We start from the raw sequence: 14709 nt of genomic DNA on the forward strand, positions 1-14709 counted from the left end.
GCGCGACCGGGCCGCCACCGCCGCCTCGCGTACCGCGTCGCGATCACCCGACAGGCCCGCCATCAGCAGGCGGTGATAGCCGGCACGGGTGGCGGGCAGAATCTCCCGCGTGGCGCCGAAGTCGAGCAACACCAGACGGCCGGTTTCCGCCTGCCAGCGATAGTTGGCGAAGTTCGGGTCGGTCTGCATGATGCCCCAGCCGAACAGCTCGCGCAGCACCAGCGCGATCAGCGCGGCGGCGGCCCGGTCGCGCTCCTCCTGCGGGCGTTCCTCCAGCGTCTCGATGCGGTCGCCGGCGACGAAGCTCATCGCCAGCACGCGCGGGGTGCTCAGCGCCGGCTCAGGCGTGGGCACCGCATAGGCCGGATCGTCGCCGACCAGCGCGGCGTAGCGTTCGAGCATCCCCCGCTCGCGCCCATAGTCCGCTTCCTCGTGCAGCTGGCGCTTGGCCTCCACCAGCAGCGGCGCGATGTCGATCTCGCGTGGCAGCAGGCCGGAGACGCGCAGCAGCGTGGCGACGTTGTCCACGTCCGCATCGATGCTGGCGGCGACGCCGGGATATTGCACCTTGATCGCCAGAGTCCGCCCGTCCGCCATATCGGCGCGATGCACCTGCCCGATCGAGGCGGCGGCGATGGGGTGCGCCTGGAAGTGGCGGAAGCGGCGGCGCCAGTCCCTGCCCCACTCGGCGGTCAGCACCTTGTCCAGCTGCTGTGGCGGCATGTGGTGCGCGTCGTCGCGCAGGCGGGCGAGGATGCGGGTCAGCTCGGGCGGCAGCATGTCGCCGGCGTCCATCGAGATCATCTGGCCAAGCTTCATCGCGGCGCCGCGCAGGTGGGCGAGCTGATCGGCCACGCGCGTAGCGTTGGCGGGGGTGAGCAGCATGTCGCTCATCTTCGGCCGCTCGCCCGCAGCAAGCCGGCGCGCGCCCTCGGCCACCATGCCGCCGGCCACCCCGCCCGCCATCCGGCCGAAGCGGCCGAACCGCGCCAGCCGGCCCCTCGGCACCTCGCGTCCGTCATTCGCCATGCGGTTCGTCCCTTTCACCCGTCGGGGTCATGTCCAGTAGAGGAGGCGCGCGGCGGGCAGTGCCTCGCCGATCCGCCGCTCGAAGAAGGTGCGCAGCGCGCGCATGGTGGCGGTGTCGTACACCTGCTTCTCGCTGCCGAACTTGGTGCGCTTGGTGACGCGGTTGCCCGTGCCCATGTCCAGCGCGGAGCCGGGATACCAGCCCTCCAGCACCGCCTTGGATCCGGGGGAGTAGCGGTGGGTGATGAGCTCCACCGTCAGGTCAAGCCCGGGCACACCGGCGAGCGCGGCGGCGGCATCTTCGATCAGCGCGGCATAGGCCGCCTCCCACCCTTCGGCGGCGATGATCGGCGCGATGGTGAGGCCGACCGGATAGCCCGCCTGCGCCATCCGCCCCAGCGCCGCCAGCCGGGCGGCCACAGGCGAGGTGCCGCCCTCGAACCGGGTGAAGGCGCGCGGGTTGATCGAGGCGCGCATCCGCGTGCGGCCGGCGTGATCCAGCCCGAGCAGCGGCGTCACGTCGGCGAACTTGGTAGTGAAGCGCAATTGTGCGTCCGCCCGCCACCGCCCGAACCATGCGATCGCCGTGGAAAGCGATCCGGTCAGCGGTTCGATCGCCAGCGGATCGGTGTAGCACGACGCCTCGAAAGTGGTGCCCTCATGCGCGCGCGCCTCGTTCCGCGAGGTGATGGTGCCCTGCCCGAGATAGACGGGCAACCCGTCGAGTATCTCGTCGAGATTGGCGTACACCCGCGTGATCGGCGGGCCTTTCAGCGACCCGGCGAGGTAGCAGTAGCTGCAATGCGCGGGGCAGCCCTCCGCCAGATCGACGCGCCAGTCCGCGCTCGGCGCGATCGGCTGCAACCGGCGCCTGGAGGGCGGCGCCACCACGACCGCGAGCGTCGCCTTCGCCTCGGCATAGGCCCGGCGCGGATCGTCCGGCAGGCCGAGCGTGAGGCGGTCACCGGCCAGCTCGACGATCTCCACGCCGCTTGCGGCCGCGCGGGCCACGATCCCCCGGCCATGCGCGAAATCGCGCGCCGATCGCGTCACGAGCAGTCGCCGCGGCAGCCACGCGCGATCGGTCCGGGTCTGGGGCAGGGGTGTCACCCCGATCGAACGGGTGGCGACCCGGCTTGTTCAGCGGCACGCACAGAATAGCATCGGGCGACTCTGGCCAGCCCGCGCCGCCGCTGATACCCGTTCGCCCGGACCAAGGAGAGACGATGATGGCGACCACCCTGCAGGATGTTCCGATCCGCACGATCGACGGCAGCGACACCACGCTGAAGGCGTATGACGGCAGCGTGCTGCTGGTCGTCAACGTCGCCTCCAAGTGCGGGCTGACGAAGCAGTATGACGGGCTCGAGGCGCTCTATCGCAAGTATCGCGATCAGGGGCTGGTGGTGCTGGGCTTCCCCGCCAACGACTTTCGCGGGCAGGAGCCGGGCAGCGACGCCGAGATCGCCGACTTCTGCAAGACGACCTACGACGTCGATTTCCCGCTGTTCTCCAAGATCAGCGTCCTCGGGCCGGACAAGCACCCGCTGTATGCCGCGCTGACGGAGGCGCAGCCCAAGGCGGTCAACGGCGAGTCGATGCGCAAGATGCTCGCCGGCCACGGCATCGAGGCGGCACCGGAGCCGGAGATCGGCTGGAACTTCGAGAAGTTCGTCGTCGGCCGCGATGGCGAGGTCGTCGGCCGCTTCGGCCCGGATACCACGCCGGACGATCCCGCGCTGGTGGCCGCGATCGAGCGCGAGCTGGTGGCCAGCGAATAGGGCGGCTACCCGGGCGGCCTGTCAGGCCGGCATCGTTGCGGGCCGGCCTCTCAGGCCGACATCGTTGCGGGTAGGCCTCTCAGGCCGCCCAGGCCGCGATGTCGTCCTGCTCGCCGATCAGCGCCAGCCCGTGCGCGATCGAGGTGAGTTCGCCGCCGGTGGCGATCCGTGCCTCGCCGACACGATCGGTGAACAGCCGGCGGATGCGCGGCATCAGCGAGGAGCCGCCGGTCAGGAACACCCGGTCGATCGCGTCGAGGCCGACACCCGCGGTGGTGAGCGCGCGGTCGATCGCCGCCTCGATCCGGGCGATGTCGGGGGCGATCCAGCCCTCGAAGGCGGCGCGCGTCACCGCCGCCTCGATCGCGACGCCGCCGCCGTTGAAAACGAAGTGCGCGGTTTCGGCCGACGACAGATCGCGCTTCAGCCGGCCGACCGCATCGTACAGCGCATAGCCCTGCTCCTGCTCGATCACCGCGATCATCCGGCCGATCGCGGCCGGATCGAGCGCGGTGCGGCGCAGCTTGTCCAGTTCGGCCAGCGTGCGCCGGTTGCGCATCAGCGCCAGCTTAGACCAGTCGGCGAAGTCGGCGAAGTGGCCGCGCGGTATCTCCATCACCTTGTCGAAGGAGCGATAGGAGCCGCCCTTGCCGAGTAGCGGCAGCACGAGATTGTCGACGATGCGATAATCGAAGCGGTCGCCCGCGATGCCGACGCCGGCATGGCCCAGCGGCACGCATCGCCGCGCAGCCCCCGCCGCCGCGATCCGCACGACCGAGAAGTCGCTGGTGCCGCCGCCGAAATCGGCCACCAGGATCGTCGCCGGATCGGTGATGCGCGCGGCATAGCTGTAGGCGGCGCCCAGCGGCTCGAAGACATAATGCACCTCGGGCGCCAGCCGGCCGAACACCGCGTCGTAGCGCCGCCGGGCCAGTGCCGCGTCCGGGCGGTGGCCGGCATATTCCACCGGCCTGCCCACCACCACGCGTGCAGCCCCCGCCAGCGCCCCGCTGGCCCGCGCGGCCAGCCGCTCCATGAACCGCTCTCCGAGATCCTCGAAGCGATAGCGCCGTTCGAACACGGTCGCATGCTCGAACAGCGGGCTGGCGGCGACCGACTTGAACGACTGGATGAAGCGGCTGCCCTGCGGGTAATCGAGATATTCCGCGATCGCCCACGGCCCGGCCTCGCACGCCACGCCGCCGCGCACGGCCTCGTCCTCCCAGAAGCACAGTGCCGAGCGGAACACCTCATCGGCCCCGCCCGGCGCGGCCAGCGGCACGAGATCGGACACCTCATCCCGCGCTACCGCCGCGACGGAGTTGGTCGTGCCGAAATCGAGGCCGATCGAGAAGGGGAGGGGCTGCGGCATGGGCGGACGCCGCTACAACGCGGCGCGCGCCCACGCAAAGCCGAAGTGACGGCGTGTCGGACCGCCGCACGCCCGTTTGCAACGGTGCCTTGGGGACCGGATAGATTTTCGACCTTCTTATCTATCGGCTCGCTAGACATATCGAGCCGACCTGACCGGCACGCGACAATCACGGAGAGATCAGTTGGCCGACGACACGACGGAGACAGCGCCGCCCGAACGCATCGACGCGGCGGCACCCCATCGCATCGTCACCGCGCCGTGGGATCTGGAGGCGATCGGCACCGGGCTGCGGACGGCGCGCCACGCGTGGCGGCGCGCGCATCATCGCCAACTGGAGGCCGGCGTGAACGGCTTTCCCTCACGCACGCGGGTGGAGGCCATCCTCGGCGACCTGGGCGCCGCGCTGTTCCCGCAGCGGCTGGGCGAGGCGCACGGCGAGGCGGACGAGGACGTGTATGTCGCGGGTGTGCTGCGCCGCGCGCTGGAGGCCCTGCTGGTGCAGGTGCGGCTGGAGTTGCGCTACTGGAGCGTGGAGAGCCGGCTGCCCTTCGTCGAGGAGGATGCCGTCACCATCCTGCGCCACTTCGCCGCCGCGCTGCCGGATATCCGCTCGCTGATCGATACCGACGTCGAGGCCGCCTATCTCGGCGATCCGGCGGCGCGCAGCGTGGACGAGATCCTCGTCTGCTACCCGTGCGCGCTGGCGGTGATCCACCACCGGCTGGCGCACCGGCTGCATGGCCTCGGCGCACCGCTGATCGCGCGGATCATCTCGGAGATCGCCAATTCGCGCACCGGCATCGACATCCACCCCGGCGCGACGATCGGCGAAAGTTTCTTCATCGATCACGGCACCGGCGTGGTGATCGGCGAGACGGCGATCATCGGCGCGCGGGTGCGGCTGTACCAGGCCGTCACGCTCGGCGCGCGGCGGCTGCGTGCGGACGGGCCGGAGGGGGTGCGCGAACGCTACGCCCGCCACCCGATCATCGAGGACGACGTGGTGATCTATGCCGGCGCGACCATCCTCGGCCGCGTCACCATCGGGCAGGGGTCGACGATCGGCGGCAACGTGTGGCTGGTCGAGGATGTCGCGCCCTACAGCCAGGTGACGCAGGCGGAGAGCCGCTCGCGCATCTCCACCCGGCGGCAGGCGCTGCTGGCATGACGGCGCGGCGCATCGAATGGCCCTCCGAATGGCCCACCGTGGCGGTGGCGGTGGCGATCCATGTCGGTTGGCTGGCGGCGACATGGTGGCATGCGGAGCTGCCGGGCTGGTTGCTGCTGCTGGCCGGCGGCTGGCTGGTGGCATGGCACGGCTCGCTCCAGCACGAGACGATCCACGGCCACCCGACCGCCAGCCGGCGGCTGAACGCGCTGATCGGCAGCGTGCCGCTGTCGCTGTGGTTGCCCTACGCCACCTATCGGCGCACGCATATCGAGCATCATGACTCGCCCGCCATCACCGACCCGTTCGACGATCCCGAGTCGCGCTATCTGGCGCATCGGCCGGGGCTTGCGGGCGCCGTGGCGCGCGGTGTGGCGCGCGTGGAGGCGACGTTGCTCGGCCGGCTGATCCTCGGCCCGCCGCTGGGGGTGGCGCGGTTCCTCATGGGCGAGGTGCACCGCGCGCGCGTCGATCCCGCCGCCGTGGCGCGGGAGTGGGGGCCGCACCTGCTGGCGGTGGCCGCCGTTCTCGTCTGGCTGCATGTCTGCCGGTTCGATGTGCTGCGCTACGTGTTGTTCTTCGTCTGGCCGGGCACCGCGCTGTCGCTGCTGCGCTCGTTCGCGGAGCATCGCGCCAATGACTTGCCGGGGCATCGGGTGGCGCTGGTGGAGCGGGCGGGGCCGCTGGCGCTGCTCTATCTCAATAACAACCTCCACGCCGCCCATCACCGCGCGCCGGGGGTGCCGTGGTTCGCGCTGCCGGCCTATCATCGCCGCCACCGCGCCGCCTTGCTGTCTGACAATGGCGGGCTGGTGTACGCCGGCTATGGCGACGTCGCCCGGCGCTACCTGTTCCGCGCGCACGACGCCGTGCTGCATCCCGACCACGCCTGATGCGCGTCGCATCGCTCGGCATGTACGACCGGCCCGAGGTGCGGGCCGCCAACGACCGCCTGTGGCAGGCGATCGCCACGCGGCTGGCGGCGCGCGGCGTGGCGGATGTGCCCGAAGCGCTCGATCGCGCCCGCCCGCTGGGCGAGCTGTGGGATGATCCGGCGCTGCTGCTGGGGCAGACCTGCGGCTATCCGTTCGTCACCACCGGGCGCGGGCGGCTGCGTTATGTCGCCACCCCGCGCTACCGCGTGGCGGGGTGTTCCGGTGCGCGCTATCGCAGCCGCATCGTGGTGCGGGCGGACGATCCGGCGGAGAAGGCGGCGGATCTGCGCGGCGCGCGTGCGGCAGTGAACGAGTGGCGGTCGAACAGCGGGATGAACCTGTTCCGCGCGGCCATCGCCCCGCTGGCGGCACGCGCGCCGTTCTTTTCGGAGGTGGTGGTGACGGGGGGGCACGACGCGAGCGCCCGCGCCGTGGCGGAGGGCCGCGCCGATGTGGCGGCGATCGATGTCGTCTCCTTCGCCCACCTCCAGCGGTGGGAGCCTGACGTGGCGGCCCGCCTTCGCACGGTCGCCTGGACGCCCGACGCGGCGGGCCTGCCGCTCGTGACCTCGATCCACACGTCCGATGCCGATGTCGCCGCGATCGGGGCGGTGCTGGACGAGGTGGCGGCCGATCCGGCGCTGGAGGAGACGCGCGCGACGCTGATGATCGGCAACTTCGCCCGCATCGCCCCCGCCCGCTACGAGGCGCTGCTGGCGCTGGAGCAGCGTGCGATCCGCGCCGGCTATCCGACGCTGGCGTGATCGGGGGCGGGGCCGCCAATCCTGGGGCAGGCCGGTCTTGGCAAGACTTGCCCCATTCCTTCAAAGCGCAAGCTCCGGTGGCTTCCCGAGGGGATCGTGAGCGCCAGATCGGTGCCCGGCCTTGTCCGGAGCGCCACCGCGCTTTTGTACCGGGCAAAGGCGGGACACGGAGCGTCGTTCCGCATGGCCCGCCCCTCGACGCGCTCGGGGAGGGATGGGGCAGACAGCTTCGGGGATGAAGTCGAGGGCTGCATTATGTCCCGAAATTGCAGGCGCTGGATACGCCGGCCATCGAAAATGGCCGCACGGGCGATAGGCGCGATGCCACGGGAGACGGTGCCTGCGCTGAAATGAGGGACATCATGGCCGCACCGCGACGATCCGGTCATGATATGAAACGACGAGGCTAACCGCTCTGGCCGCAGAAGAAGGACCATGCCCGCCTGATGGCAGGCCTCGGCCCATCGACTCCGTCGCATGGCGCCACGAGCAGTCGATAGCGCGAACCGGCCCGGTCAGGCCGCGGTTTGCGAAAGCGTCAGCAGGCCCGCCACGTCGACATGGCGCTCCAGCGTTTCGGCGATCGCGTCCAGCGCGGTGTCGATCGAGGCGGCGTGATCGGGGCCGCTGCCTGCCGCGCCCAGCCTCGCCAGCCACGCCGCCCGCTGCGCCGCCAGCCCGAACAGGCCGTGGACGTAGCTGCCCGTCACCAGCCCGTCGGCACTCGTCGCGCCGTCGCCGCGCCCGTCGTCGAAGCGGCCGATCGGGCGGCGGGTGTCGGCGCCGGCGGTGTCGCCGACGTGCATCTCATACCCCTCGAACCGTGCGCCCAGCGCGGTGCCGGTCACGCGGGTCAGCGTCTTGGCGCCGGCCAGCACGGTTTCCACGTCGAGCAGGCCCAGGCCGTCCACCGCGCCCGCCGGCCCCTCGATCCCGTCCGGGTCCGCCACCCGCCGGCCGAGCATCTGGTAGCCGCCGCACAGGCCCAGCACCGGCCGGCCCTGGCGACGGTGCGCGGTGATATCGATATCCCACCCCTGTGCGCGCACGAAGGCGAGGTCGGCGATGGTCGCCTTCGATCCGGCCAGCACGATCAGGTCGGCGGGGGGGATCGGCGTGCCCGGCGGCACCATCACCAGCGCCACCCCCGGCTCCAGCCGCAGCGGATCGAGATCGTCGAAATTGGAGATGCGCGGGGTGATCGGGCAGGCGATCGTGATCCGCCCGTCGTAGCGCCCGCGCGGGCGTTCGAGGATCACCGCGTCCTCGCTCGGCAGGCGCACCGCGTCGGCCAGCCACGGCACCACGCCGTAGCCGCGCCAGCCGCTGCGCTGCTCGATCGCGCGATAGCCGTCGTCGAACAGCGCCGGGTCGCCGCGGAACTTGTTGACGAGGAAGCCGTGGATCATCGCCGCATCGGCCGGATCGATCACCGCGCGCGTCCCGACCAGCGCCGCGATCACCCCGCCGCGATCGATGTCGCCCACCAGCACCACCGGCACGCCGGCGGCGCGGGCAAAGCCCATGTTGGCGATGTCGCCGCCGCGCAGGTTGATCTCGGCGGGGGAGCCGGCGCCCTCGACCACGACGATGTCGCTGTCGGCCCGCAGCCGGCGGTAGCTCTCCACCACCTCGACCAGCAGCCCCTCGCGCCCCTCGCGCCAGCGGGCGGCGGCAAGCGTACCGCGCACCTGCCCGCGCACCACCAGTTGCGAGCTGCGGTCGCCCTGCGGCTTCAGCAGTACCGGGTTCATGTCCACCGATGGCGCCACCCGCGCCGCGATCGCCTGTGTGGCCTGTGCGCGGCCGATCTCGCCGCCGTCGGCGGTGACGGCGGCGTTGTTCGACATGTTCTGCGGCTTGAACGGGCGCACCGTCAGCCCGCGATTGGCAAAGGCGCGGCACAGCCCGGCCACCAGCACCGATTTGCCGACATCCGAGCCGGTGCCCTGCAACATCAATGCTCCCATGCCTATCGCCCGGTGAATACGGGCGCACGGCGGGCGGTGAAGGCGGCGACGGCCTCCTCATGGTCGGCGGTGGCGTGGGCCAGCGCCTGCATCGCGGCGGACAGGTCGAGGAGCGCGGGCAGGGTGGCGGTCTGCCCCTCGCGCAGCAGCCGCTTGGTCATGCGGACGGCGTGCGGCGGGTTGACCGCAATCCGCGCGGCGATGGCGCGGGCGGTGTCGAGCAGGTCGGCATCGGCCACCACGCGCGAGACGAGGCCGTAGGCCAGCGCCTCCGCCGCGTCGATCGGGTCGCCGGTCAGCGCCATCTCGGTCGCGCGGGAGAAGCCGACGATGCGCGGCAGCAGCCACGCGCCGCCGTCGCCCGGGACCAGCCCCACCTTGACGAAACTCTCGGCGAAGCGCGCGCTCGTGCCGGCGATGCGGATGTCGCACATGCAGGCCAGATCGCAGCCCGCGCCGATTGCCGGGCCATTGACGGCGGCGATCACCGGCAGTTCGAGGTCGTGGAACAGCAAAGGCAGCCGCTGGATGCCCGCCTTGTAGTTGATCCGCGTGCGCGCCGGCAGCGCATCGCGCAGACCGCCGCCCGGCACCATCTTGCGCACGTCCCCGCCCGACGAAAAGGCCGGGCCGGCGCCGGTGAGGATCGCCACGCGGATGGCGGGATCGGCCTCGGCGGCGCGCAGCGCGGCCTCCAGCGCTTCGATCATCGGCAGGTCGCTGATCGGGTTGCGCCGGTCGGGCGCGTTGAGCGTGATCGTCACGATCGCGCCCTCCCGTTCGGTCAGGATCGGGTCCGTGCCGGCTTCAGTCACCTTGTCGTCTCCCGCTCGTGCAGCTGCGGCGTGGTTCGCCCAGCCGGTCCGGCGGCGCAAGCGGGAAGGTGGCGCAGGGCCACGAGGCGCGGCCTAGCCGGCGGCCTCATCGGCAAGCAGCCAGCCGGTGATCGCGTGGCGCGGGCCGGCCGCCAGCGGCGTCACCCAGCTGACGCCGTGCGCCTGCGGCACCGCGAACAGCGTCAGCGTGTTGAACGCGGGGGTGAAGCCGCGCGTCACGTTGCCCTGCGCGTCGTAGAACAGCAGCAGCCCGCCCCAGTCCGGCCGCCAGCGCGACGTGAGGTTCAGCACATAGGCGGCGCGGCGGCCCTTGCCGGCGATGTGATCGTCATGCGTTGTGAGGAACTGGCCCGGGCCGAAGCGGGTGGCATGGGCATCGGCGCGCGCGATGTCGCCGGCGCCGGTAATGTGGCGCAGCCGGTCGAGCGTTTCGGGCCGGTTGAACAGATGTGTGGCGGCAGGCAGCGGCGCATCCGGCGGCATCGCATCGGCGGCGCGGATGACATCGTAGCAGAACTGGAACCCGTCGCGCCCGCCCGCCGCCACCATGCGCGACACGGCGGCACGATCGCCCTCGGGCAAGGCGGCGAAAGCGGTGCGATCATAGTCGAGAATCGTTTCGCCGCGATTGAGCGTCAATTTCCAGCCGGTGCTGGCGGCAAGCGCCTGCACCAGCCACCGCGCCGAATCGGCAGCGAGGAATCCGCCGATCTGGACGCGGCCGTGGCGGGCATAGGCCGCCGCCAGTGCGTCGGCATCGTGATGATCGGCGAGAATGAGCGGTGATGTCATCCCGCGAGCGTGGCCAAACCGTAGCGTCCGGGCAACCCCCTCGATTGATCGGCGTGACGCCATTGTTAACGCAATTGACATATATCGTTAATTGCCAAACACTCCGGCTATGTGATGGTCGCAGCGTCGGGGAATGGATCCCCGCGCCGGCGTCGGCGGAGGTTTGGCATTGTGCAGGGGTGTGGATCGGCCCGCTGCCGCATGGCGCGGTTGCTCGCCGTTACCGTCGCGGTTTTCTGCGTGATCGCAGACCCGGCATCCGCGCGCCCCGTACCGACGGCGCAAACCGCCCTGCCGATGCGTGATCCGTCCTGGCGCGGGGTGAAGCAGATGCTGGTGCTCGCGCAGTACGGCCCGGCCGGCATGGTTGCCGGCGGCGTCGAATCCGATGCGTTGTGTGCCGAGGTGCTGGCGCTGGCCAAACACGGCGCGCCGGTGTCGGTCGCCTGCACGCACATCGGCGACCGCGCGCTCGCCGCCCCGGGCGCGCTGGTGCTGGTGGTGCAGGCCTCCGTCACGCAGCAGCCGCACGGGGCAGTGTTCGCCGTGACCGCGCGCCCCGACTATCAGGGCGGGCTGGAGCCGGCGGGCATCCGCTTCGGTGCCGCCCCCCGCCTTGCCGCCTGGCGCGAAGGCCCGGCCGGTGCCGCCGCCCGCGCGGTCGCGCTCGATGCGGCGCTGAACGACATTCTGCCCTGGAGACGCCCGCCGGGCGGCCGGGCACCCGGTTTGACAGAGGAGTGACATCATGGGCCTGACACGATCCGTATCCGATGGTTACCATGACGACTTCGGCCTCGGCCGCGTCGCCGTGGACGATGCGATGCTGCTCGACGCCTCGGTCGACGGACAGGGCGGCACGATCCGGGGCAAGCCGGTGTTCACGATCGACCAGGCGTCGTTCCAGCTGAACCGGGGCGACGGCCTGTTCACGATCGGCGGCGTCACCTACGAATCCGGTGCGATCTGGGCAGGCGCCAAGGGCGATGTGAACCGCTATTACGATCCGGCCGTCACCAAGGGCACGCCCGACGGCGCACCGCTGACCACCATTGCCTTCGGTTTCTACGAAACCCGCGCAACCCTGCCCGAGCCGTATCAGATCACCCAGCCGGACGGCACGGTCGTCTCCGCCTTCTCCTCCCTGATCCAGGGCTTCTCCGCGCTCGACGCCGATCAGCGCGCGGCCGCGCGCGATGCGATCCAGTCGTGGGACGATCTCGTCTCGATCAGCTTCGTGGAAAAGGCATTCGGCGATGCCGACATCAATTTCATGAACACCACCACCGGGCCGGCGCAGGCATCGGCCTATCTGCCCTATGATTACGGCACGCTCACCAATGACGACGGGTCGCCGGTGCTGAACGCGCAGGGCAAGCCGGTCACTTACGCCGAGATCGCCGGCGACGTGTTCGTCAACCCGAACCAGGCGAGCAACCACCTGTTCGACGAGGGCCAGTACGGCCTGACCACGCTGATCCACGAGCTGGGCCATACGCTCGGCCTCGAACATCCCGGCGCGTATAATTTCAGCGACAACTTCTCAGTCAATTACGAGAATGGCGCGGAATATTATCAGGACTCGAACCAGTATTCGATCATGTCCTATTGGGACAGCGAAGAGACGGGCGCCAACCACGTCGACTGGGCGCTCCTCACCTACCGCTATTCCTCCACGCCCAGCGTGCATGACGTCGCCGCGATCCAGCGCATCTACGGCGCGGACATGACGACGCGGACCGGCGACACGGTGTACGGCTTCAACAGCAACGCCGGCCGTGACTCCTACGACTTCAACCTCACCCCGACCCCGGTGATGACGATCTGGGATGCCGGCGGCAACGACACGCTGGACTTCTCGGGCTTCACCACGCCCTCGATCATCGACCTGAACGAGGGTGCGTTCAGCAGCGGCGGCGGCTTCTATTCGCAGACCATCCCCACGCTGGACGAGATCAACGCCCGCCGGGCCGAGGCCGGCCTCGCGCCGCGCACGCAGGCCACCTACGAGGCCTATCTGGAACTGACCGGCAACACCTATCGCGACGGCCTGATGACCGACAACATCGCGATCGCCTATGGCGCCACGATCGAGAACGCCATCGGCGGCAGCGGTAACGACCTCATCATCGCCAACCAGGTGGCCAACCGGCTGGATGGCGGCGCGGGGATCGACACGCTCAGCTTCAAGACGGCGACGAGCGGCGTCACCATCAATCTCGCCAACGGCCTCGCCACCGGCGGGGCGGCCGGCGACACGTTCCGCAATTTCGAGAACCTGACCGGCTCGGCGTTCGAGGATACGCTGCGGGGCAATTCGGGCAGCAACGCGATCGACGGCGGTGCCGGCTTCGACACCTACGTGCTGAGCGGCAACCGCGCCGATTACACCGTCGTCTCCAGCGGCACCGGGCTCGGCGCCACCATCACCGACCGGCGCGCGGGCGGTGACGGCGTCGACACGATCGTGAACGTCGAGCGGCTGCGTTTTGCCGACGGCAGCGTCGGGGTGGATACACTGCTCAAGGCCGGTATCATCAACGGGGTGACGACTGTGCCGGACCGTTACGGCCAGCTGACCGGCACGTCGGGCAACGATCGCATCTCCGGCAGCGCGGGCAACGACCGCATCGTCGGCAAGGGCGGGGTGGACAGCATGTTCGGCGGTGCCGGCAACGACACCTTCATCATCGGCAAGGGGGATTTCTCCAGGGCGGTGAGTGTACAGGACGAGATCTACGACTTCTCCGGCGCGGGTGGCTATTCCGCCAACGACAACGACTTCCTGTCGCTCGTCAACTTCGGGGCCGGCGCCAAGCTGGTGTTCGATCATTACGGCGCCACCGGCAACGCGCTGGACCAGCACGTGCAATATTATCATATCGAAGCCGGCGGCGATGTCTCGACCATCCTCGTCAAGTCGCTGAACGGGCAACTGCTCACCCAGAACGACTACGCCTTCTACGGCTGATCGGGCGTCCGGCCGGTCGGGGGGACTCCCCCCGCCCGGCCGGAGCGTTTCCGCAGATCGACCGTGATCTTCGCCTCGTATGCGCTTGGAGGTGCTGCGGAGAACGGGCAGGGGCGGTGCCTCGGTCCGCATCCCAGAACGGCCGTGTCTACACCTCGGGATCGACTGGCTACCCGAGTCGCAGGCGACGTCCCCGGGCCGGGTGAACGCCACCCACTGGCTGAATAATCCTCACGCCGAACGTGTTCGTCAGCGGGCCGGCGCTGCCGCCCGATGCCCACGCCGCGCTGGAAGCGTGAGACGCCGATAGAGAACGTCACGAAGTGACGGGGCTTTAAAAGAAAATGCCACATTAACCTACGCAAGCAGGACGTGGTTCACTCTATCGAACTGTTATGTAATCGTTCAATATTGATAATGCGCCGTTCAGTAAATCGCATGCGCCTTTCTTATCCGGGTATGGCGGAAAAAGCCGGTCATGCACTGGCTCCGCACCTTCCGGCCGACCCGGCCCTTCCGCCTCTCCCCCCTGGCCGCCGCCGTGGCGCTGGCCGTCACCGGCGCCCCTGCGCTGGCGGACGGCGGCTCGGCGATGGACCTGATCTACGCCTCGCAGGGCGCCGCCACGATGCGCGTCGCCCCGGCGATGATGGCAGGCCCGACCGTGAAGACGATGGCACCCGCCACCGCACGGCGCCACGGCGGCATCTTCGGCTCGATCGCCATCGCGGTGGGGCGTACCCCGCTGGAAGCGCGCTTCCGCCATGCCGCCCGTTCGGCACGCAGCGGGGCAGGCACGCCGTGGCACGCGCTGCTGAAGGCGGGCGCGGGGCAGGGCCGGCGGGCACAGGCGCAGATGGTCAATGCCTGGGTCAACCGCCGCGTCCAGTTCGCCAACGATGCGCCCGGCACCACCGGCGATCGCTGGGCGAGCCTCGACGAGACGGTGGCCCGAGGACGCGGCGATTGCGAGGATTACGCGATCGCCAAGCTGCAACTGCTCGCCGCGCTGGGCGTGCCGACCTCCGACCTGATGCTGGTGATCGCCCGCGATTTGGTGCGCCGCGCCGATCATGCCGTGCTGGTGG

The 14709-nt window shown here is 70.2% G+C and carries 13 protein-coding genes; 7 read left to right on the forward strand and 6 right to left on the reverse strand.

What is annotated here, in order from left to right; all coding sequences use genetic code 11:
* Both FOY91_RS17575 and FOY91_RS17580 read right to left on the reverse strand, forming a co-directional pair.
* Positions 1-1029: ABC1 kinase family protein (locus tag FOY91_RS17575; RefSeq protein WP_145154737.1), on the reverse strand; the 1029-nt coding region annotated here is incomplete at its 3' end.
* Positions 1030-1056: 27 nt separating this feature from the next.
* Entirely contained in the window at positions 1057-2139 is a 1083-nt protein-coding gene (locus FOY91_RS17580; RefSeq protein WP_338062102.1) for an SPL family radical SAM protein, read from the reverse strand.
* A gap of 119 nt (positions 2140-2258) precedes the next feature.
* Between FOY91_RS17580 and FOY91_RS17585 the strand changes: the two genes are divergently transcribed.
* Positions 2259-2810, forward strand: a complete 552-nt coding sequence (locus FOY91_RS17585) for a glutathione peroxidase (protein WP_145154757.1) — start codon at positions 2259-2261, stop codon at positions 2808-2810.
* Positions 2811-2889: 79 nt separating this feature from the next.
* On the opposite strand, the gene FOY91_RS17590 is transcribed toward FOY91_RS17585, so the two are convergent.
* A complete protein-coding gene (locus FOY91_RS17590) occupies positions 2890-4182 on the reverse strand; it encodes an Hsp70 family protein (RefSeq protein ID WP_145154741.1) in 1293 nt (430 codons plus the stop codon).
* A 223-nt stretch (positions 4183-4405) separates the two neighbouring features.
* Between FOY91_RS17590 and epsC the strand changes: the two genes are divergently transcribed.
* The 3 genes from epsC to FOY91_RS17605 are packed head-to-tail and all read left to right on the forward strand — an operon-like array spanning position 4406 to position 7052.
* Entirely contained in the window at positions 4406-5353 is a 948-nt protein-coding gene (epsC, locus tag FOY91_RS17595; protein ID WP_145154759.1) for a serine O-acetyltransferase EpsC, read from the forward strand.
* A complete protein-coding gene (locus FOY91_RS17600; protein ID WP_145154743.1) occupies positions 5350-6246 on the forward strand; it encodes a fatty acid desaturase in 897 nt (298 codons plus the stop codon). The genes epsC and FOY91_RS17600 overlap by 4 nt, the downstream gene beginning before the upstream one ends.
* Positions 6246-7052, forward strand: a complete 807-nt coding sequence (locus tag FOY91_RS17605; RefSeq protein WP_145154745.1) for a phosphate/phosphite/phosphonate ABC transporter substrate-binding protein — start codon at positions 6246-6248, stop codon at positions 7050-7052. Before FOY91_RS17600 ends, FOY91_RS17605 begins: the two co-directional genes overlap by 1 nt.
* Positions 7053-7567: 515 nt before the next feature.
* On the opposite strand, the gene FOY91_RS17610 is transcribed toward FOY91_RS17605, so the two are convergent.
* The 3 genes from FOY91_RS17610 to FOY91_RS17620 all read right to left on the reverse strand — a co-directional run bounded on the left by FOY91_RS17610 (position 7568) and on the right by FOY91_RS17620 (position 10650).
* Positions 7568-9022, reverse strand: a complete 1455-nt coding sequence (locus FOY91_RS17610; RefSeq protein ID WP_145154747.1) for a cobyric acid synthase — start codon at positions 9020-9022, stop codon at positions 7568-7570.
* 2 nt (positions 9023-9024) lie between these two features.
* The gene (locus tag FOY91_RS17615; protein WP_145154749.1) at positions 9025-9837 is read right to left on the reverse strand and encodes a crotonase/enoyl-CoA hydratase family protein; all 813 of its coding nucleotides are present in this window, start codon (positions 9835-9837) and stop codon (positions 9025-9027) included.
* Between the two features lie 93 nt (positions 9838-9930).
* Positions 9931-10650: a 2OG-Fe(II) oxygenase gene (locus tag FOY91_RS17620; protein ID WP_162527268.1), complete on the reverse strand. Its 720-nt coding sequence runs from the start codon at positions 10648-10650 to the stop codon at positions 9931-9933.
* Between the two features lie 297 nt (positions 10651-10947).
* On the opposite strand from FOY91_RS17620, the gene FOY91_RS17625 reads away from it, so the two are divergent.
* The 3 genes from FOY91_RS17625 to FOY91_RS17635 form a co-directional block, all read left to right on the forward strand.
* Positions 10948-11394 carry a hypothetical protein gene (locus FOY91_RS17625; protein ID WP_145154753.1) on the forward strand — a complete coding sequence of 149 codons (447 nt, stop codon included), beginning with the start codon at positions 10948-10950 and terminating at the stop codon, positions 11392-11394.
* Between the two features lie 4 nt (positions 11395-11398).
* Complete coding sequence (locus FOY91_RS17630; RefSeq protein WP_145154755.1) at positions 11399-13621, forward strand: M10 family metallopeptidase C-terminal domain-containing protein; 2223 nt, start codon at positions 11399-11401, stop codon at positions 13619-13621.
* Positions 13622-14099: 478 nt separating this feature from the next.
* On the forward strand, positions 14100-14709 hold a 610-nt coding region (locus FOY91_RS17635), incomplete at its 3' end, for a transglutaminase-like cysteine peptidase (RefSeq protein ID WP_162527269.1).

Source organism: Alterirhizorhabdus solaris, assembly GCF_007785815.1.
Classification (GTDB): Bacteria; Pseudomonadota; Alphaproteobacteria; order Sphingomonadales; family Sphingomonadaceae; genus Alterirhizorhabdus; species Alterirhizorhabdus solaris.

Excerpts from the sequence above, each read along its gene's own strand:
- FOY91_RS17585 (WP_145154757.1), top strand. The coding sequence starts at position 2,259 with ATGGCGACCACCCTGCAGGATGTTCCGATCCGCACGATCGACGGCAGC.
- FOY91_RS17590 (WP_145154741.1), bottom strand. The coding sequence starts at position 4,182 with ATGCCGCAGCCCCTCCCCTTCTCGATCGGCCTCGATTTCGGCACGACC.
- FOY91_RS17600 (WP_145154743.1), top strand. The coding sequence starts at position 5,350 with ATGACGGCGCGGCGCATCGAATGGCCCTCCGAATGGCCCACCGTGGCG.
- FOY91_RS17605 (WP_145154745.1), top strand. The coding sequence starts at position 6,246 with ATGCGCGTCGCATCGCTCGGCATGTACGACCGGCCCGAGGTGCGGGCC.
- FOY91_RS17610 (WP_145154747.1), bottom strand. The coding sequence starts at position 9,022 with ATGGGAGCATTGATGTTGCAGGGCACCGGCTCGGATGTCGGCAAATCG.
- FOY91_RS17620 (WP_162527268.1), bottom strand. The coding sequence starts at position 10,650 with ATGACATCACCGCTCATTCTCGCCGATCATCACGATGCCGACGCACTG.
- FOY91_RS17625 (WP_145154753.1), top strand. The coding sequence starts at position 10,948 with ATGCGTGATCCGTCCTGGCGCGGGGTGAAGCAGATGCTGGTGCTCGCG.
- FOY91_RS17630 (WP_145154755.1), top strand. The coding sequence starts at position 11,399 with ATGGGCCTGACACGATCCGTATCCGATGGTTACCATGACGACTTCGGC.